Source organism: Halomonas sp. BDJS001, assembly GCF_026104355.1.
GTDB lineage: Bacteria > Pseudomonadota > Gammaproteobacteria > Pseudomonadales > Halomonadaceae > Vreelandella.
In genome coordinates, this window is sequence record NZ_CP110535.1 from 4,253,649 (window position 1) to 4,273,665 (window position 20,017).

At 56.6% G+C, this 20,017-nt stretch carries 18 protein-coding genes and 1 pseudogene; 11 read left to right on the forward strand and 8 right to left on the reverse strand.

Going from position 1 to position 20,017, the window contains the following annotated elements; genetic code table 11:
- Positions 1-33: 33 nt before the first annotated feature.
- Positions 34-1,035, reverse strand: a complete 1,002-nt coding sequence (locus tag OM794_RS19770; RefSeq protein ID WP_226246743.1) for a TRAP transporter substrate-binding protein — start codon at positions 1,033-1,035, stop codon at positions 34-36.
- Between the two features lie 77 nt (positions 1,036-1,112).
- The gene (locus OM794_RS19775; protein WP_226246742.1) at positions 1,113-2,108 is read right to left on the reverse strand and encodes an asparaginase; all 996 of its coding nucleotides are present in this window, start codon (positions 2,106-2,108) and stop codon (positions 1,113-1,115) included.
- Positions 2,109-2,384: 276 nt separating this feature from the next.
- Here OM794_RS19775 and OM794_RS19780 point away from each other — a divergent pair, with 276 nt between their 5' ends.
- Positions 2,385-3,083 (forward strand): FadR/GntR family transcriptional regulator, encoded by a 699-nt coding sequence (locus tag OM794_RS19780; RefSeq protein ID WP_226246741.1) that lies wholly within the window; start codon positions 2,385-2,387, stop codon positions 3,081-3,083.
- On the opposite strand, the gene OM794_RS19785 is transcribed toward OM794_RS19780, so the two are convergent.
- Complete coding sequence (locus OM794_RS19785; protein WP_226246740.1) at positions 3,080-3,985, reverse strand: LysR family transcriptional regulator; 906 nt, start codon at positions 3,983-3,985, stop codon at positions 3,080-3,082. The two genes, OM794_RS19780 and OM794_RS19785, sit on opposite strands and share 4 nt — an antisense overlap.
- 110 nt (positions 3,986-4,095) lie before the next feature.
- On the opposite strand from OM794_RS19785, the gene OM794_RS19790 reads away from it, so the two are divergent.
- Positions 4,096-4,734 carry an NAD(P)-dependent oxidoreductase gene (locus OM794_RS19790; protein ID WP_226246739.1) on the forward strand — a complete coding sequence of 213 codons (639 nt, stop codon included), beginning with the start codon at positions 4,096-4,098 and terminating at the stop codon, positions 4,732-4,734.
- A gap of 457 nt (positions 4,735-5,191) precedes the next feature.
- On the forward strand, positions 5,192-6,037 hold the full coding sequence (locus tag OM794_RS19795; protein WP_226246738.1) for an alpha/beta fold hydrolase: 846 nt from the start codon (positions 5,192-5,194) through the stop codon (positions 6,035-6,037).
- 164 nt (positions 6,038-6,201) lie between these two features.
- Here OM794_RS19795 and OM794_RS19800 read toward each other — a convergent pair whose 3' ends face one another.
- The 3 genes from OM794_RS19800 to OM794_RS19810 all read right to left on the reverse strand — a co-directional run bounded on the left by OM794_RS19800 (position 6,202) and on the right by OM794_RS19810 (position 9,207).
- The gene (locus OM794_RS19800) at positions 6,202-7,071 is read right to left on the reverse strand and encodes a GNAT family N-acetyltransferase (protein ID WP_226246737.1); all 870 of its coding nucleotides are present in this window, start codon (positions 7,069-7,071) and stop codon (positions 6,202-6,204) included.
- 140 nt (positions 7,072-7,211) lie between these two features.
- Positions 7,212-8,138: a 2-hydroxyacid dehydrogenase gene (locus OM794_RS19805; protein ID WP_226246736.1), complete on the reverse strand. Its 927-nt coding sequence runs from the start codon at positions 8,136-8,138 to the stop codon at positions 7,212-7,214.
- A 175-nt stretch (positions 8,139-8,313) separates the two neighbouring features.
- Entirely contained in the window at positions 8,314-9,207 is an 894-nt protein-coding gene (locus OM794_RS19810; RefSeq protein WP_226246735.1) for a LysR substrate-binding domain-containing protein, read from the reverse strand.
- A 184-nt stretch (positions 9,208-9,391) separates the two neighbouring features.
- Between OM794_RS19810 and OM794_RS19815 the strand changes: the two genes are divergently transcribed.
- A complete protein-coding gene (locus OM794_RS19815) occupies positions 9,392-9,727 on the forward strand; it encodes a hypothetical protein (RefSeq protein ID WP_226246734.1) in 336 nt (111 codons plus the stop codon).
- 75 nt (positions 9,728-9,802) lie between these two features.
- On the opposite strand, the gene OM794_RS19820 is transcribed toward OM794_RS19815, so the two are convergent.
- Complete coding sequence (locus OM794_RS19820; RefSeq protein WP_226246733.1) at positions 9,803-11,938, reverse strand: PhoX family protein; 2,136 nt, start codon at positions 11,936-11,938, stop codon at positions 9,803-9,805.
- A gap of 208 nt (positions 11,939-12,146) precedes the next feature.
- Here OM794_RS19820 and hemP point away from each other — a divergent pair, with 208 nt between their 5' ends.
- From hemP to OM794_RS19855, 7 genes and pseudogenes are all read left to right on the forward strand, one after another.
- Positions 12,147-12,332, forward strand: a complete 186-nt coding sequence (hemP, locus tag OM794_RS19825) for a hemin uptake protein HemP (protein WP_226246732.1) — start codon at positions 12,147-12,149, stop codon at positions 12,330-12,332.
- Positions 12,333-12,450: 118 nt separating this feature from the next.
- Positions 12,451-14,427, forward strand: a complete 1,977-nt coding sequence (locus tag OM794_RS19830) for a TonB-dependent receptor domain-containing protein (RefSeq protein ID WP_226246731.1) — start codon at positions 12,451-12,453, stop codon at positions 14,425-14,427.
- Positions 14,428-14,459: 32 nt separating this feature from the next.
- Positions 14,460-15,515, forward strand: coding sequence for a ChuX/HutX family heme-like substrate-binding protein (locus OM794_RS19835; RefSeq protein WP_226246730.1), 1,056 nt, complete (start codon positions 14,460-14,462; stop codon positions 15,513-15,515).
- On the forward strand, positions 15,512-16,279 hold the full coding sequence (locus OM794_RS19840) for a heme/hemin ABC transporter substrate-binding protein (protein WP_265153986.1): 768 nt from the start codon (positions 15,512-15,514) through the stop codon (positions 16,277-16,279). The genes OM794_RS19835 and OM794_RS19840 overlap by 4 nt, the downstream gene beginning before the upstream one ends.
- 105 nt (positions 16,280-16,384) lie before the next feature.
- A complete protein-coding gene (locus OM794_RS19845; protein ID WP_226246728.1) occupies positions 16,385-17,425 on the forward strand; it encodes a FecCD family ABC transporter permease in 1,041 nt (346 codons plus the stop codon).
- Between the two features lie 53 nt (positions 17,426-17,478).
- Positions 17,479-18,180: pseudogene (locus OM794_RS19850) on the forward strand (ATP-binding cassette domain-containing protein); the annotation flags it as partial.
- A 123-nt stretch (positions 18,181-18,303) separates the two neighbouring features.
- Positions 18,304-18,684 carry a YbaN family protein gene (locus tag OM794_RS19855; protein WP_226246726.1) on the forward strand — a complete coding sequence of 127 codons (381 nt, stop codon included), beginning with the start codon at positions 18,304-18,306 and terminating at the stop codon, positions 18,682-18,684.
- Between the two features lie 36 nt (positions 18,685-18,720).
- Here OM794_RS19855 and OM794_RS19860 read toward each other — a convergent pair whose 3' ends face one another.
- Entirely contained in the window at positions 18,721-19,986 is a 1,266-nt protein-coding gene (locus tag OM794_RS19860) for a hydroxymethylglutaryl-CoA reductase, degradative (protein WP_226246725.1), read from the reverse strand.
- Between the last annotated feature and the right edge of the window lie 31 nt (positions 19,987-20,017).

Here is a 20,017-nt window from a genome sequence, read left to right on the forward strand (position 1 = left end):
AGAGAGGAGCCAAGTCTTAGCCAAGCCGTTGGATCAATACTCGATACCCACAGCGTCATATACCTTATGCAGCAACTCGGTGGTGACGATATCTTCATACTCTTCGTGCACCGGCATGCTGGCTTCAATAAAGGCGTCGCGCTGCTCTGGGGTGAGCTCATTGATCGCAATTTCGTCTTTGATCTCTTCCATGATGGTCTCTTCGTCCTGCAGCGTTAGCGCACGGGACGTGTCTCGGCCATTATCGAAGGCTTCCAGCATGACCGCTTGCAGATCTTCCGGCAGCGAGTCCCAGGAGTCCTGGTTCATTACCGCCGCATAGGCGTGGTAGGCGTGATTGGTCAGCGAGAGATAATCCTGCACCTCATGGAAACGCATGGTATAGATGTTGGCCAGTGGGTTTTCCTGCCCCGACACCACGCCCTGCTGCAGGCCGTTGTAAACCTCGGTGAAGGCCATTGCGGTGGCGTTAGCGCCCAGGTTTTCATAGGTGGAGATGATGATCGGCGCCTGCATGGTGCGCATGCGGATACTGTCCATATCCTCGGGGGTTTCGATCGGGCGATCATTGTTGGTGATATGGCGGAAACCCGCTCCCCAGAAGTTGACGCCGTACATGTTATGGCCATTCAGGGTATCGAGAATTTCGCGGCCCACATCACCATCCAGGGTTTCCACCATGGTGTCGTAATCGGCGATCAAAAACGGCAGATCCAAAATCTGCATGCGCGGCTCAAAGTTGCCCAGGGTAGCCGTTGGTGGGATACCGATATCAACCAGCCCCATCTGAATCTGCTCAATGATTTCAACATCGCCACCCACCTGAGCGGCCGGCAGTACGTTAATTTCGATACGACCGTCGGACTTCTCCTCTACCTCCTCTTTAAAACGCAGCGCCGCCTGGCCGTTCGGCGTTTCTTCAATCAACACGTGGGCGAAGCTGAAGGTATAGTCGGCCGCATGGAGTTGAGCCGCACTTAGAGAAGCGACAGCAATAGCCGCAGAAAGGGTGGCTTTTGTCAGCGTTAGTTTCATGTCCAGCACCTTATTTAGTTATGGTGAATTGCTTTTTAGTTTCCTGTTATTGCGGTTGAGCAAGGTTACAAGGCCGCTCACGCCATCAAGCGTTCCATCGCATCCCCCAGCGCTTCGCGTGGGGTACTACTCAGCAGCAAGGCAAGTGCAAGCCTTGCCTTACGTGCACTGATATCGTTGAGCGCGATCACTCCAGCCGACATTAAATCGGCCAGGCTGCCGCTAAACTCATAACTGGTGTTCACCGGCCCTTGAGCGCAACTACTCACGACCGCGACAGGGACACCTGCGCTAACCAATGCTCGTATTTCGTTCATCCAGCCAGGTGGCACGTGGCCCCGGCCTAAGCCATCGATCACCACCCCCTTCGCGCCACTCTCTACGCAGGCTTTCAACAGCGTGGGCGAAGCATCCAGATAAGCGGGCAGTAGGTCGACACGCGGCAGCGGGGTATCCCACCTTTCAATAGGGGGCGCTATCGCCGTTGCCGTGTGATAAAGCTTGAGCCGTTGCCCGTCGATATACCCCAGCGAACCAGCGCCGGGGGCGTCAAATCCATGCAACTGGAAACTGCTCACCTTGCGGGCATAGCGCGCAGCAAACAGCGACTCGTTGAACAGCACGACACAGCCAAGCTGACTCAGTTGGGGGCTGACCGCCGCCACGATGGCATCGCAGATATTTTTAAAGGCGTCGGTACCTAACTGGTGAGGTGCCCGCTGGGAGCCAGTGATGACACAAGGTTTATCCGCTGGCAGCGTGAGCGATAAAAAGTAAGCGGTCTCTTCCAAGGTATCGGTACCGTGGGTGATCACCAGACCGTCCACATCGGCTCGCGACAATGCTCTCCGCCCCTGGCAATGGAGTTCAGCAAGATCGGCGAGAGTGACGGCATTACTGGGTTTCTGCAGGATCGACATCACCTCTAACGTGACATCGACACCCTGCGGCAGCGCTACCTGATCCAACAGTTGCTCGCCGCTTAACCCTCCTGACTGGCTTCGGCCTGAATCACTGGGCCTGCTGGCAATCGTGCCGCCCGTGGTCAATACCACGATGTGCTTTTTAGTCATTCAGGTTCCCATCTTTTATGCTTTTCGCCACAAACAACAGACATCAGATGTCTGATTTCAGACTAGACTAAAGAACAAACCATTAGCAAGGCAGTCACATAAAACAATAAAGGATAAGAATATGTCTTTTAAATATATGCAATCGACTGTATTAAGCCGCTAGGCTTAGGGCATTGATAAAATGCAGGAAACACCGATGAGCCACGCGAGGCCCTCATGAGTTTTAAACGCCAGCCCGAGATTAGCTCGACCCGCACAACCTCTTTTGGAGATTCAATGGATCGCAGTTCAGTTGCGTTGCAACTGCTAGAGCGTATTAAAAGCGCTCTTATACGAGGCGACCTCAAGCCAGGGGATTACCTGCCCTCGGAAACGGAGCTCACTCACACCCTGGGCATTGGTAAATCCAGCGTGCGTGAAGCCATCAAGATGCTGCAAGCGATAGGGATCGTTGAGGTCAAACGGGGTCAAGGCACCATGATCCGCCGCGAACCAGGCACGCCGCTCGTCGACCCGATGGCGTTCGGGATGATCCTGGCGCGTGGCATGACGCGGGATGTACTGGAGTTTCGCCGCATGTTTGAACCGGCTTACACGCTTCAAGCAATGAGCGGGGCAACGGCAGATGATCATCAACGTATTCAGCAGAGTATCGACGCCATGGAAGAAGCCATCCGAGCGGGTGCTCAAACCTCCAAGCACGATATTGCCTTCCATCGGGCCATTCTGCACAGCACCCATAACCCCATGACCATCCGCGTCGGGGAAACCTTGCTGCAACTGATCGAAGCCGCACTGGAAACCTCCATGCGCTCACTACCGGAAACCGCCTTGAAGGATCATAAAGCTATCTATGCGGCCTTCAAAGCAGGCGATACCGCCGGTCTTCATGCAGCGATAGCCGTTAGTAGCGAAAGCTGGGAAACCAACCTAACTTATGAAAGTGACAGCGAATTAAGTGCAGCACCCCGTTAGGACTCTCTTTGTAACCAGGCGTCAACAAAGGTCATAAATGCGCGTGCTTTGGCGGTTACGTGCCGCCCTGGCGGATATACCGCATAAACGCCGCCTTCAGGCAGTGCCCACTCGTCAAGCACGCGCACTAGACGCCCGGCGGCTATCTCAGGTGCTGCGGTAATATCCGGCAATACGGAGAGACCTCCGCCCGCAGCCATCAGCGCGACTAAACTCACCGTTGAGTTAGCCGCCAACCCCGCGCTCATTTGCACCTCACACCGCTCATCCCGTCGCTGAAAAGTCCAGGTTAATGGCGCTCTTAACGGTGTAAAAGCGATCCACGCATGCTCTTCCAACGACTTGGGATGCGCAGGCGTACCGTGGCGTTTCAGGTAATCAGGCGCAGCCACCACCTGCTGCTGAAAAGCGCCTAGCCGACGAGCACGCAGCGTGGAGTCTTTTAACCAGCCTAAACGAAACGCTAAATCGATACCCTCCTGCACCATATCGCTTATCTGGTCGCCGCTACGTAGCTCTATATGCAGCGCCGGGTGCAAACGGCTAAACGCCACCACCGCTTCGCTCAACACACCGGTGGCATAATCTTCAGGAGCAGTGATACGCAGCTCACCATGCAGCTGTTGGGTATCGCTAACGGCACGGGCAAGCGCTCCCTGCAAATCGGTTAATAGCGGGTGGCATTGATGGTAAAGCGCCTCTCCGGCCTGGGTAAGCTGAACACGTCGCGTGGTACGCAGGAATAGCGTTACGCCCAGGCGCGTCTCCAACTGGCGAATTTGCAGGCTTACCCGTGTTTTCGTACAGCCTAGCCGCTCTGCCGCCTTGGTAAAGCTACCGGCTTCCACCAGGGCGATAAAGATCGGTAAAGCATTTAAATCGAACTCGCTGGCGGTGGTCATATAGCGCCCTATTGTTATGAAACTAACAACAGTAAATTACGCTAATCGCTATTTTTCAAATCAATAAAGCGTCTGACAATGCAGCGACTACCCACTGAAGGAGTACTGCGATGAAAATAGCACTGATTGGCGCCAGCGGATTTATTGGCTCCGCCCTGTTAACCGAAGCGCTCTCCCGCGGCCATCACGTGACGGCGTTAGTGACTCGCCCTGAACGGGTGGCACTACAGGAAAATCTCACTACCGTTAAAAGCGATGTGTTAAATACTGATCTACTTAGGGAGCAGCTACGCGGTTTTGAAGCAGTGATCAGCGCCTTTAGCGGCCACGCTCAGGAGGACGTTTACGACTACTATCTCAAAGGCTTTCATTCGATTTTGGCTGCCACTCGACACGCATCTGTGCCTAGGCTACTGATAGTGGGTGGCGCGGCGACGCTCGAGGTAGCGCCGGGTAAGCTGTTGTTAGATGCACCGGGTTTTCCAGCAGAGTACCGGGCCACGGCGGAAGGGGCGCAAACGGCCCTTGAAACGCTGCGCGGGCAAACGGCTCAAGCGTGGACGTTTCTCTCCCCCGCCGCCGAGATTTTCCCCGGCGAGCGTACGGGTAGCTTCCGGCTTGGCGGCGATACGCTACTGACCGATAGAGAAGGCAACAGCCGTATTTCTGTGCAGGATTATGCTGTCGCCATGATCGATGAATTGGAGAATCCACGTCATACCAATCAACGCTTCTGCGTCGCGTACTGATCAAGTCGCTATCCCCCCCTCACTCAGGCTAGGTGAGGGGGTTGCTTCTCTTGTCTCCTCTTCTTACCTCTTCTCCTGTTTACTCTCTCCCCTTCTGCTGGCCTTATCTTTCATTCCCCGTAACATTCATCAGCCATATTTAACTACGCTAATTAATCCAAACACCACCCGACTACACATTACTTAACATCTGCGCATTAAAAAATTACTTATAAGATATTTCTTACATTCGCATAGCGAATCTCTTACAAATGCTGTCAGCAATATCCTACATACACAGCAGCCTATCCCCTCAACAATCAGGTAGACACAAATAAAGAAATACTAAAAAACTTGCACACTTGTGACAGCTAATAAACTTATTAGGTTCAGAATCAATTACTCAGGCATGCACGCGCATAGAGCTCACATTAATAGAACTCGCATTAACTGACTCAATTACTGCAAGGAAAATACCATGAAAGCCAATACCGACCTCGTTAAGATAGGCAACCATTGCGTGCATGTAGAAATCTATCAACAGCCACAAAATACTGAAAGTATTATTATGGTCAACGGCGCGCTAGCCACCACCGCCTCCTTTACCAATTGTGTCAAATACTTGAGTGACGGATTAAACGTTATCCTGTTTGATTTGCCGTTTGCTGGCCAGTCGAAAGCGCATAACCCTGTGGGTGGCATCATTACCAAGGAGGATGAAGTCAATATCCTCCTCGCCCTGATTGAACGCTACCAACCCACTTCGTTACTTTCAGTCTCTTGGGGCGGCTATGCCGCCATGATGGCATTAGCGCAATCCCCCACATCGATTCGAAGAGCAGTGCTAGCTTCATTCTCCACTCAGCTTAACGAGAGTATGCTGCGTTATATCAATGGTGCACGCCATTATATTAAGACCGGCGAGGTCAAAACCGCAGCTAACCTGCTTAATGAAGAAGTGGGAAAATACTTACCCCGCTTATTAAAACATATCAATTATCGGCATCTCTCACGGTTAGATGATCAAGAGCTTCAGCAGGTCTGCTTTCATATCGAACAAATACTCTCCATGAACGACACCGACTATGAACAGCTACTGGGTAATATTGAGATACCGACACTGTTCGTGAATGGCAAATTGGATGAGTACACAACGCCGGAAGACATTCTGATTGCCGACGACTATATGCCGAAATGCAAGTTCGAAGTCGTACCCAACGCAGGACATTTTCTTGACCTTGAGCATGCTGACGCACGCCAGAGAATGGAGAAAATCCTGCGTGGTTTCTTGATTCCTAGTGAGCTTGAAAGACAGGTTGCCTAATCCAAGACGGGGGCTGGCTGTCACTGCTCTTCGAAAAACGGCAACGCCTCGCTATACGCAATAGCCGCTTAGCGAGGCGGCACCTTCAAAGCCCGAGGGCAGCACATCGCGCTTCACTAACTGGGTGATGCCAGGATAATCGGCGAGATAAGCGGCCTCCGCCTTTAGCCCAACGCCTGGGTAAGCAAGCCAAAGCGCGTTAACGCCCCCTCCTCGACGGCCTCTCCATAGCGCATGCGGGTGATTTGATCGACGCAGGTGAGCCCTAAAGCTGTCAGCCAGCTATCCTCGCCGGGATCGACTAAATCAATGCGTATAAAATCACCCTCAGCTTCCGTCAGCAGCGCCAACACCAGCGCCTGCGCCTGTTCGGCACTGCGCGCCAGAATGGGGCCAATATGCTCGCCGCGTCCATAGGTACGCTTTAGCGCAAATCCTTCAATCACGCCTGCCTTTTCAATCACCACCCCTCTATTAGCCGATTGAACGGCCACCGCATGAGCTGGGCTGTCGGGTGAGAGCGCGATCAGTGCCGCCTGATCGCTTGCCTGCATCGCACGTAAACCCGGCAGCAGCGGTACAGGCGGTGCAAGGGTGACCACCCCTTGGTATTGGCAGATACGATTGCACGGATTGAAGCCCAGCTTTTGGTACAGGGGCTGGCCCGCGGTCGTGGCCACTAATAGCAGCGTCCGGGCGCCTGCCAGCGCCATCAGCCGCACCATCATCTCCCGCCCCAGCCCGAGGCCCTGCCACTCGTCGCTAATTACCACCAAGCCCAGGGTGGCTATAGCCCCTTGTTTGAAGCAGAGCCCAGTGCCCACCAGCTCACCGTCGACGCTTTCCAGAACGACGCCCTCTCCCACATCAAACATCTGGCGCCAATCATCGACGCGGTGGGGCCAGCCGAGTTTAAGGGATAGGCTATACGCCGCCTCAAGATCGTTAACGGTCATTGCTCGCCACGTTAACTCCTCACGTTCAAAGCGGGCGAAAACGCCAGCTGAAGCAGCCGCCGAAGGGGAGTCAGTCATCACACTATATTCCTTGAGCTGGTATTGATCGGTTTGCCGCTACTTTGGCACTCAGAAGAGGCGCGATGCCACGCTGTAAAAGATTGCTTAGTGCAATACACAGGGCGAGCGGGAAAAGTCAGTGTTAAGTGTTAGCGACACTAGTAGCCACGCTGGAAGTCAACACGACCAATCATTGATTCTCCACGTTGATAGCGACGTAGGTTGTCCAGCAGTACAGGAAAAGCGCTATCGGGTTGTGTCATCGCAGCTACATGGGGCGTTAGCAAAATACGCTCGTCTTGCCAAAAGGGATGATCATCGGCGGGCGGCTCTTCGCTCAACACATCCAATACCGCCGCACTCAAACGTCCGTCGTCAAGGGCTTGCGTCAGGTCGTGTTCAACCAAGTGCTCACCGCGGCCAATGTTGATCAAGGCCGCGCCTTCGGGCATACGCGCAAATAGGTCTGCGTTGAGAATTCCTCGGGTGGCGTCGGTCAATGGCAGCACGCAGATCACAATATCGCTTGAGGCCAGAAACCCATCCAGTGCTTCCTGGCCAATGTGACAGTGAACATCAGCCAACTCTCGTGGCGAGCGCGACCAACCGCTCACGTCAAAACCGTACCCCGCCAGATGAGTCGCAATAGCGCGACCCAACCGGCCTAAACCGAGTATACCGATGCGACGTTTTGCGGTGGGCACAAGCATATGCGCCTGCCATTTTCCCTCCCGCTGCTGGCGTACATAGTCACCCATACGACGGTGCAACCATAGCGTGGCGAAGGCGGCATACTCAATCATTCCGTGCTCAATAGAGGGGTCGAGCATCCGCACGACCGGCAGATCTGAAGGCAATGCGTCAAAATCAAACTGATCGACTCCTGCAGACGTGGCAAACAGCACTTCAAGGGAGGGCAGGCACGCCATTATGTTTTTTGGGGGCATCCAAGCCAACAAATAGCGAACCTCATTAGGGTCACCAATATCGGGCCATTGACGAAACTCAATATCAGGCGCGTGTTGGGCAAAAAGTTCTTTCCACCGGGCGCCACGCGCCGGGTCAGACTTATACAGCAGTGCCATAGCATTTCTCCTTAGCTAAAACGCCATCCTACGGTGGTTTGAGAGGCCGCGGATACCGTTTTGGCGGTGATGACGCGAAGCCCTGCGCCTACAATCCGCGCTTAAGGCGCAGATTACACTGTGCCCCCCATGACAGTGACTCACGCTGCACAATCCTGGTTTCATAGAGCAATACTCATCCCTCTCGAAATGCTTCGATCACCCGTTCGGCCAATACCTCGCTGGCATCCCCACTGCCTGGACGCCTCACCAGCGCCACCTGGTAATCGCCTAGCGGGGGCAGCGATTCGTTGTGCAGACGTTTGAGCGGCGGGCGAACCAAGCTTTTTGGAAATGCCGTCACAGCCAAATCGGCCAGCATAGCGGCTTCCTGACCGGCACAGTGATCGCAGGAGTAGGCGATCCGGTAATTCACCCCTGCATGATCAAGAGCATTGAGCGCAATCCTACGCCACGCGCACCCCTGCTGGGCCAGGGTTACCGGCAGTGGCGTTCGCTGCACGGCAACGCCATCCTCACGCCCCGCCCACACCAGCGGTTCACTGTGGACAATCTCCCCACGCGCCGCCTGACCAGGCCCTCCGGCCATCACCAGCGCCAGATCAAGCTCACCCTCATCCAGCCTGGCGAGCAGATCTTTGCTGCGTCCCACCTCGACATCGACCTGCACCGCCGGGTGCGATCGGGCAAATTGAGCCAACACAGTGGGCAGGATACGCCCCACCACATCGTCGGTTATCCCCAACCCCACGCGCCCCTCTATGGTGGGGGCTAAAAACTGGGTCACGGCTTCCGCGTTGAGTTTAAGCAGCCGACGACCATAGCCCAGCAGCACTTCCCCCTCGGCTGTCAGGCGGACATGCCGCGCCTCGCGCACAAACAGCGTCTGGCCGAGGATCTCTTCCAGGCGTTTGATCTGCATGCTCAGGGCGGAAGGGGTGCGAAACAGCTGCTGGGCAGCGCGGGTAAAGCTGCCGCTCTCAGCAATCGTCACAAAGGTGCGCAACACCTCGCTATCCAGTAGCGGCAAGGCGGCCCGGCTGGGAGCTATATTAGAGAGTTGATTCATCGCACCTACCTTTCAGAAAATCTTAATCCACAGTGTAGTTCTTTTCGTTTGATTGATCCAAGGTAAAGCACCAAGCTGATAACCAGAGGTCGCGACCCTCCACTTATTAATCACAAAACACACCTGCCGAAAGGGTGCTCAGACGCCGTTTAGCCAACAGCAGGCGTGGAAATGGAGGTGCGCGATGAAGTTCGAAAACCCTTGCCAACATGCCCATAACGCCTGGGAACAAGCCAGCCAATTGGCGCCGCCACCCAAGCCGCCACAACTGCAGTTTTACATGCCTGCCATGCCGCCAATGGGGCTGATTAGAGCGCTCGATATGCGCTGGTGGCGCTACCGGCGTCGGCGGCTATTTCGACGCCATATCTTGCCGCTACTGGGTTACGACGACCAAGTACTGAGGGATATTGGCCATTGCCGCGAAGATATTCTCTGGGCCAACCAACTGCCATTAAAAGTCGATGCGATTCAGGCATTAAAGGCTCGGCAGAAAACATGCCATGTACCGCAAAGCTAGCATCAAAAAAAGCGTCGAACCTGGGAGAGGTTCGACGCTTGTATAGGCTTGCTACTGCGTATTTAAGCCTGGCTTTTAAACGCCTACCGGCCCACCGTCACGCTTCTGAATGACCACAGTCGATGCCCGCGGGCGGACTTGGCCGCTTGCAGCAACGGTGGCGTCTTGTACCAGTGCGTTATCATCCGCTGGCCAGTTACCTGGGTGCTGAATATTAATGAACAGCGCGGTTTTATCCGGGGTGGCAAAGATACCCGTCACTTCACAGCCGTTCGGCCCCACCGCAAAGCGCTTAAGCTGCTGCTGGTTGCTGCTGTTGACCACCGGGCCGGTTCCCTGGATCTCGTCCAGCCCATTGGGGACTACTGCAAGCAACTGGTCGTTGGTGTACTCCGTGATGCCTTCATAGCCGTTATCGGTTTGAATCCAAAGAATGCCCTGCCCATCATCGCGCTCGTCAAACCAAAGGCCATCCGGGCTGGCGAACTGGTTCATTTCGGTCAAGCCCGAAAGGTTATCAGCATCGTCAACGGCAGCACCAAACACAAACACTTCCCAAGTAAAGGCATTGGGCAGCCGGCTTTCCCGCCAGCGAATAATATGCCCCGCTTCGTTATTGGCGCGTGGGTTGGCGGCATTGGTGGGCGCTAAATCGTAACCAACACCTGCTTGTTCCAGGTGCTCACCGTTATTAGTGTAAGTTGGGGCTGTCTCTTCAGCGGTACGCTGCGTGTTATTGGTTAAGGTGAGATACACCTCACCGGATGCCGGATCGACGGAAGCCCACTCAGGGCGATCCATTGGCGTGGCACCCAACAAATCTGCTGCATCACAGGTGTTGATGATGATACCTGCCGCATCGTCGTCGGCTAGCCCCAACGCCGCCGCCAGTGTGCGACCATCGCGCGTTTGGGTGCTAGGCGTTAGCGGCAGCCATTCGCCGCTGCCGTCAGCGTGGAAACGGGCCACATAGAGGGTGCCGTTATCCAAATATTTGTTGCCAATGGCAAGACGATCGTACTCTTCACCTGGGCGGTTGGCATCGGCGGGATCCCAGGCGGCATCAGAGACATATTTATATACGTACTCGTTGCGGGCATCGTGGCCTGAGTAGTAAACCACTGGCTGACCGGCTTCCAGCTTGCCTAACCAACACCCTTCATGGCGGAAACGGCCGAGTGCCGTACGCTTAACCGCCAATGCATCACTATAGGGATCCACTTCCACCTGGTAGCCGAACGTGCGTGCTTCGTTACGATAATCATCTTCGGCACGTTCGCCGCGCGGGGCAATGTCGAAGCGAGCAAATTCGTCATTCTGTTCTGAGGCATCACCTGCCGAAGTATCCCAACCATAGCGGCTTTTATCGGTGGGAATACCAATCCGGGCATCGTCCTGGAAGCGTTCGCCGCGGTTCACAAAGATATCGGGCCAGTTCTCTTCACAGGCTATATAAGTGCCCCAGGGCGTTACCCCGTTACCACAGTTATTGTTGGTACCACGGGTTTGGGTACCCTCAGGCGAAAAGCGCGTTTTGACGTAGTCACTGCCCGCCACTGGCCCGGAAAGTTCCATCACCGTCGCACTGGTAAGACGACGGTTATAACGCGAACCCGGCACATGCGCCCATTGGCCGCTGGCGTCTTTTTCCACCTCAACAAGGGTGACACCGTGAGCATTGATTTCGGTGCGTGACTCCTCGGCCGGACGCTGGCCCTCATCCGCATTGGTGGGGCCGCCCTGGGGTGCCCAGAGTGCCGACTGGTCGATATATTCATTGTTAAGTGCCAACACAAAACGGCGTGAGGCGCTGTCAGCATCCAGGGCAAAACCCGCCATGCCGTCATGGTGCATGCCCACGCTGTCCGCCTGACGCTCGGCGGTCATTGGCTGATCGGGCTGCCAGCTGTCGCCAGCGCTTAACGGCGTCCCCCAAGGCACTAAGACTTGGGCCACGTAACCTTCTGGTACCACCACAGCATCGGTAAGTGATCCTTGAACCGCCTCAAACGCCAGTGTCAGGGGTGTTTTTTGGGCTCCGCTTGAGGCAAGCGCTTGAGCAGCGCCGCCAAAGCTAAGCATCGAGGCAGCCGCCATGCTCAAACCACCCCGCATCACATCGCGCCGGGATACATGGTGCGCCAATACTTCGGCGAAAGGTTGATTGCCACTGTGGTTAAACAGGCGATGATCTTCGATCTCTTTACTCATTCTGGTCTCCCCCTGATCGTTTGTAGGCCAACGATTGAACGTTAGGAGACACTAAAGAAGCTAAATGACAACACGGTGACGTAGTGGCTGCATTTAGATGAAGAACGTGTGGTTAACCCGCCTATCCTCTCCAAATCCTATTGAGAGATACCGACAACTCTGCTAAATTAACGCTAATAGTTATCATTAACACAGGAGTTATCCTCTCATGCTGATCGCCGATAAGGGCACTCGCCAGGGGGATACGTCCCAGAGGCATACGTCGACCTCAGCGCCCCGCGAAGTAGATAGCGGCGAATTGCTCGGTAGCTCAGGCCAACTGGTGATTCACCATGAACAGCGCCGCTATGTGTTGCGCCTGACTAAAAGCGGCAAATTAATCCTCAACGCCTAAAGCACTTAACTTCTAAATCTCTGATTCGTTTAAAAATGACTAAAGCAAAGCCAGCCAGGTAGCCCATCGCACCCAGCCAGCAACCTCTTCCACTTATCTCTGTTGGAACTCTCTGGCTATGAACCACACTCACGTCTTTGGTGGCCTCTGCTTAACACTGCTCCCACTGCTCGCTGCCCAGGCAGACGACGCCGAACTTGATCCAGTGACTGTCACCGGCACCCGAGCGCCTACCGACCTTTCCCAGGCACCGCTGATTATCGATATTATTGATCGCGATGACGCCGTGCTAGCTACCGCCAGCCGGGTCGAAGACGTGCTTAGCCGCCAACCCGGCCTGCACGTCGCTGGGCAAGGCCGTAGGAATGGGCAAACCTTGAGTATGCGTGGTTTTGGCAGCAAAGGCGTGCTGGTGAGGTTAGATGGCGTTCGCCAGGATATCTCCACCGGCCACATCGGCAACTTCTTCCTCGACCCAGGCTTGATTCAAGAGGTACAGATAGCCCGTGGCGCGCTATCCAGCCTGTATGGCAGCAATGCTATGGGCGGCGTGGTTAGCTTTACCAGCGTTGATGCCGATGACTTGCTCGCTCCTGGTGAAGATAGCGGCGCAAGACTCTCTATCGGCGGCGCCACAGCCAGTGATGAGCTGCGGGGCAGTATTACCGCCTTCGGTCGCCGTGATACCGACAACGGGCAAGTGGATGGTCTATTTTCAGTTGGCCGCAGTGAATCCGGTGATATTCGCCGCGCCGGGGGCAACGAGGCGGAAGAGGACGCCAGCCTGAATAGCCTGCTGCTCAAAGGCGGTTGGGAGCCAAACGATGAGCAGCGAGTGTTTATAAGCTGGCAGTACTACGACGAACGCGCCACCCAACCCGCCAATCCACAGCAGCTCTCAAGCGATGCCAGCAACCCGCTGCGCGACCGCGATGTGGAAAGTAATAACGTGCAACTCGGCCACCGCTGGCAGCCTAGTGCCTCCACCGAGGTCACCTCCCGGATTAGCTTTAGCCAGCAGGATATCGACGAACCCCAGGCCAACCGTACCTTAGAGCGCGTCGGGCTTCAGAGCGACGGCTACCACAGCATGGATCACGGCTGGCTCTCACAAACGCTGGTATTTGGTGCCGAATTAGAGCAGGCCCGCCAACGGCCGGACGGCGACGCCAACGGCTTCCCTAACGCCGATATCGATACCCAGGCAGCCTATCTCGACACCACCCTCACCGCTGGACGCTATCTGGCCGATGGCGGCGCCGGGCAGTTTGATGTGGGTCTTGGCGCCCGCTACGACCGCTATGACGCCAGTGGCCAAAACGATGCGGATAGCGTTCACGACCAGGTATCGCCGCGTTTTCGCCTCGCCTGGCGGCCCGACGATGCTTTGATGCTGTTCTCGGGATACGCTGAAGCGTTTCGTGCCCCTAGCCTTTCCGAGCTTTACGCCAACGAGCGCCATTTTGCCGGTTTCTGCGCCGGGCCCACCTTCTGCACGCCGGATAACTACTGGATCCCTAACCCCAACCTATCGCCCGAGACGAGCAGCACATGGGAAAGCGGTGTGGTCTGGCATCAGGGCGACTGGCAGGTTCGCGCCAGCTACTTCGATACCCGTGCGGACGACTTTATTGATACCCAGGTCGACATCATGGCAGGCACTACCCAAGCGGTGAACGTTCAGCGTGCCCAGCTATGGGGCTATGACGCCCGGGTGACCTGGCAGCCCAGCTCCTTCCCGTTACTGACCAGCTTTGTGGGCCTTTCAGAAGTCTCCGGTAAAGACCGCGACTCCGGCGAGCCACTGGGCAGTCAAACACCGCTGGAAGCGACTTTGGGTAGCGAGGTGGCACTCTACAGCAGCGACGTGCGCCTCGGGTGGCAAGCGCGCTTTGCCCAGTCTTTCGATAAAGCGGGCGACGATGAACGCCTGCCCGGCTATGGCCTGCACGATGCCCATCTCGCCTGGCAAATCACTCCGGCCGTGGATACCTCGCTGCGTCTTGCCAATTTGGGTGACAAGGTGTGGTACCGCCCCGACGGTAGCCTGGGCGATGGGCGCAGCCTGTTCGCCACCCTCAACTGGCAGTGGTAACCCCCACCAGTGAACCATAAAAGAGGTGCGTTATGATTTCATCCCAACAGATCGCCATTCTCGAAGCCCTTGATGCGGCGCGCGCCGCTCAGCCGCGCCTTCCCGCCATTGAGATTGCCGAACGCTTAGCGATCAGCGAAGGCGAACTTCAGGCCGCTCGTTTGGGCCGCGATGTATGGACACTTCCTCTTGCGCCTAACGAGCTTGCCGCTTACTTGCCACAGTTGGGGCGGGTGAAGGCATTAACCCGCTCCCGACTGGCCGTGCTGGAACAAACCGGCGATTACCCTGAGCTCAGCGGCGGACCGCAAACTGGCCTGCTGCTCGACCCAGGCGGCCTGGATCTACGTTTGCTCTACACCCACTGGCACTGGGCCTGCTTGATCCGCGACCCTCTACCTTCCAGCCACGCAGAAGAGCCGCAGTGGCGGTGGAGCCTGCAGATATTTAACCAACATGGCTGCGCCGTACATAAATGCTTTGCTCTGGACAACCCGCTGCCGCGCCTTTGGGACGCTCTGGCAGCCTTAGGAACGCGGGACACGCCAGCGTTTACCCAGAGCATGCCCCGCCCCAAACGCCCCCTCCCCGAAGCCCCGACCCTTGCTAGCGAGTGGGGTGCGATGCGCGATGTGCACCAATTCTTTGCGCTCCTCCAGCGCCATCACCTGGAGCGTCTTGAGGCCAACCAGTTAATGGAGGGCCGCTTTACCCGTGCGCTGCCTGTGCACTCACTGGAAACGCTCCTTGAGCAAGCCAGCTATCGGGCGCTGCCGTTAATGCTATTTGTCGCCAGCCCCGGCTGCGTGCAGATTCGTACCGGCACACTGCCCGCTCCGCAACGCGCCCGTGGTTGGCTGAACCTGTTTGGCAAGCAGTTCACTCTGCACTTGGATGACGCCGCTATCGACCAAGTGTGGCAAGTCAGTAAACCCAACCGCGACGGAGGCGTGACCAGCATTGAGGCCTTTGATGCCGAAGGCTCGCTGGTGCTGCAGCTCTACGCAGAGCGCCAGGAAGGCCGTGCGGAGCGCCGAGAGTGGCGGCAATTGCTGGATGAACTCGGCAAGCAAGAGGCGGTGGCATGAGAGCAACACGCCTGATACGTCACTCACTGGCAGCACTGCTGATTGGCTGGCTGACCACCGGGGCCGTATTGGCCAGCGAGCGCTGGGTGGTGCTGGGCGGCGATATCGCCGAAACCCTGGCCGCCCTGGAAGCCGAGATCAACGTTATCGCTCGAGACGACACGGTGGTTTATCCACCGGCTATGGCGGAACTTCCCTCAGTCGGTTACCTGCGCCAGCTCTCCGCTGAAAGCGTGCTGTCAGTTAACCCCGACCGGATCCTGGCCGCTGGACACGCAGGCCCTCAAGAGGTGCTTGAGCAGCTAGCGGCCGTCGGTGTCAGCATAGAGATTATCAACGCCCCGCCCAAGCTGGAGGTCATAGGCGAGAAAGTTCGTGCTGTTGGGCAACTCACCGGACGCCGTGAGGAAGGTGACGTTTTAGCCGATGCACTGAATGCTAAGCTAGCGCAGCTAGCCAACCTGCCCGCCCTACCAACGACCCGCGCCATGTTTATTATGCAGCACAGCGGCTTAACTCCCCGGGCGGCGGGCAGCGATACGGCAGCACATACCGCACTTGAAGCGGTGGGGCTGGACAATGCCTTTGCCGAGATGCGGGGCTATCACAGCGTAGGCGCCGAAGCGCTGGTCAAGGAGGCGCCCGACGTTGTGATTGTCTCCGAGCGCGGACTCGCGGCAATGGGCGGCGAAGCCGCGCTATGGCAACTGCCCGGGATGGCATTAACCCCGCGGGCGTCATCGACAATTGATTACGATCAATGACCAAGCGCTGCTCGGCTTTGGCCCGCGCACTCCTGATCAACTGCTCACTTTGCGTCAGAATATTGAAGTGCTATTGAACGCATCCACCACCGCCCAAGTAAGCCCATGATTACCCTCCTGAACACCTACCGCTTTCGTTTACGGCTGCCACTTAGCCGAACCCGTCGCGTACTCGCCGGTTTAACTGCGGCGCTACTGCTGACCTTAGCTGGGGCGGCGGCCTCCGGTGCATTGGGCATTTCCCCCTGGGGACTCATCAGCGGCCAAGCCGACCCGCTCAGTGTTCAGGTGTGGTGGCAACTCCGCCTGCCGCGCTTACTGCTGGGCGTCGCGGTGGGGGCGATGCTCGCCGGTAGCGGGGCCGCCATGCAGGGGCTATTTCGTAACCCGCTGGCCGACCCCACCCTGCTTGGCCTTGCCAGTGGTGCCGGGCTTTTCGTAGCAGTGTGGATTGTGCTGTTTCAGGACAGCGGCGCTGGCAGCCTTTACGGCCAGTTTGCGGCTGGTTTTCTGGGCGCTTTATGCGTCTGTTTGATTGTGTTTGGCCTAGCCAAGCGCCAGGGCGGCGGCAGTGCTGCGGTGATGACCCTGCTATTAGCGGGTTTGGCCATCAATACTCTGGCCGGGGCGGGCGGTGGAGTTCTAGCCTTTATCGCCAGCGATGAACAGCTCCGCCAGCTTAGTTTATGGGGCATGGGTACGCTGACTAACGCCCTGTGGCGCACCACGGCCTTAGCCTTGATTCTGATTGCCGTTGCCCTGTGGCTGTTAATGCGCAGCGCGCGCGAACTCGACCTACTGCAGCTAGGCGAAGCGACCGCCCATGCAGCGGGGCTGGATGCGAGCCGCTTAAAACGCCGGGTGGTGGTCGCGACCTCGCTGGGCGTAGGGCTTTGTGTTGCGCTTACCGGGGTGATTGGCTTTCTAGGCCTGCTGGTGCCCCACTGCCTGCGCCTCTGTCTAGGGCCCGGCCACCGGCTACTGCTCCCCGCTTCGATGTTAGGCGGTGCGCTGCTGCTGGTTGTAGCTGATACCTTGGCCCGCACCGTTTCTGCACCTGCGGAAATCCCCGTCGGGCTGCTGACCAGCCTGCTGGGCGGGCCTTATTTCCTGTACCTACTGATGCGCAGGAACCGAGCATGCTAACGCTTCATCAGGCGGGTTTTACCACCACACCCACGCTTGCTCCATTAGATGGCACAGTTCGCCCAGGCGAGCTGCTGGCCATTGTCGGCCCCAATGGCGCAGGCAAGAGTACGCTACTTAGCATGCTGTCGGGGTTTCGCCCTGCCGAGCAGGGCGAACTACACCTGGATGGCAAGCCCTTGCGCGAATGGCCCATCAGCGAACTCGCCAATCGCCGCGCCCTGGTCGCCCAGCAGGAACTGCCCGGCTTTGACTGGCAAACCAACGAGCTGTTGAGCCTAGGCAGTAACCCGGCCAAATCGCTGGTAGCGGCGCTACTGGACGACCTGGATCTCACCCACCTTGCCAAGCGCAGCGTGCTCTCGCTCTCCGGCGGCGAACGCCAGCGGGTGATGATTGCCCGAGGCGCCTGCCAGCTACTTTCAAGGCGTTCTCCCACCGCCAAGGATGGCGGTACTTTATTGCTGGACGAGCCAACCAGCGCCTTGGATATCGGCCAGCAGCAGCGCTTAATGCGCCAGCTACGCACCTGGGCCGCGCAGCACCGCATGGCGATTGTCTGTGTACTCCACGACCTGAATCTCGCCAGCACCTACGCTGACCGGGTGTGGTTGCTACATCAAGGCAAGCGGATTGACCATGGACTCCCCCAACAAGTGCTTAACCCCGCGACCCTCGCACAGGTTTACGCCGCCGAGTTGCAGCACGTGGAAGGCCCTTTCCACGGCAATCCCCTGCTCGCCCTGGCGCCATAAAATAGCTTTCAGCAGCCGTTGAGACCTATCCTGGTAGGTATGGCAAAGCCATAATATAAGTCCATACTTATCCATACGTAACGAGCCATATGTGCGCCACCGTGTGCCAATATAGGAGCAGGAATGAGACTAATCCGCCTCATGTGGGTGGTGCTGGCAGGGGTAAGTTTTAGCATCGGTGTACTGGGCATTTTTCTGCCCCTGCTGCCGACCACCGTGTTTATGCTGATGGCGGTTTACTGCGCTTCCAAAGGCTCTCCCCGCTTTGAGGCCTGGATCCGCTCACGCCACTATGTTGGCCCCTTGCTCATCACCTGGGAGCAAGAGCGCGCCATTCCCCGCCGCGCCAAACTGGCGGCTATTAGCATGATCGCGTTGAGTGCGCTGATCACCGGCTGGTCACTCGGCCCCGGCTGGCAACGCTGGGGCGTGATCGCCCTACTGGTGCTGATTGCCTTGTGGCTGGCTACCCGGCCAGAGCCTTCTTCTTCCTCTGCAGAGTAACGTTCTGGCATGCTCACACTGCATATTCAAGCCGCTTTATTCGGGTTTAGACCGTAGCTTGGCCAAAGCCGCCTGCGCTATATCAACACGCACACTCCCTTGCTTCACCAATTCGTCGGCGACCAACGCCACCTCCGCCCCTACCGCTCCTGCCATTAGGGCGATATTTTTAGCATGCAGCGCCATATGCCCCTTTTGAATACCGGTGGTAGCCAACGCTTTTAACGCTGCAAAGTTCTGCGCTAGCCCAACGGCGACTATGATACGGGCTAAACGATCAGCGCTGTTGACGCCTAAAATTTCAAGACACCGTCGTGCAGTGGGGTGCGCTCTCGTCGCGCCGCCGATTAATCCTACTGGCATAGGCATTTCAAGAGTACCGGTTAGACTGCCATCGCGATCCGCTTCCCAGTGAGTCAGTGACCGATAACGTCCGGTACGCGCTGCATAAGCATGAGCACCGGCTTCTACTGCGCGAGTATCATTACCCGTCGCCAACACCACCGCACTCACGCCGTTCATCACCCCTTTATTATGAGTCGCTGCCCGATAGGGATCTAAGTCTGCAAAGCGGTAAGCCGCCAATATTCCGTCCCGCACCGACTCCCCGCCTATTTGATCAAGATGCCAGGTCGCTCTGACTCTTGCTAAACGACGATCAGCCAGATTAGACAGAATTCGCAAACGACTCTCGCCTCCCGACCACTCAGCTAACGACGGAGCTACCGCTTCAGCCATCGAGTTCACCGCATTTGCGCCCATGGCATCGCGCACATCCACCAGTAGATGCACAATGACCATATCCTCAAGTACGCGCACCTCTATATCCTGAAAACCACCGCCGTGCTCTAACAGCACAGGGTCTGTCGCGTCACAAATACGCTTAATCTCTTCGCGGGCTTCTAATAAACGTAGCCGGGCAAAGTCAGGATTAGAAACGCCTAGTAGCTGAACCTGAGCAATCATAATCGGGGATGAGGTATCCGTATAAAAGCCGCCTGACGCACGACACTGTCGCGCCGCATTACATACAGCAGCCACCACGGACGACTCTTCGGTTGCCATGGGCACCAGCGGCTCTTCACCATCAATCATTAAATTAGTGGCAACGCCAATCGGTATGTTTAAAGTGCCAATAACATTTTCGATCATGCTATCGGCTGTTTCTGCTGGCAGGTTACCGGTGTCTGCCAAATGGGCTTCCCCTGTCGCATCTAAGCCACTTAAAGCGGCCACTTTACGCAACCGCTCGCGTGGTGATAGCTGGTAAAATCCTGGAATCCGCGATGATTTTATTGTCATAACCGTTACCTACAATGAATAAACTATTGTG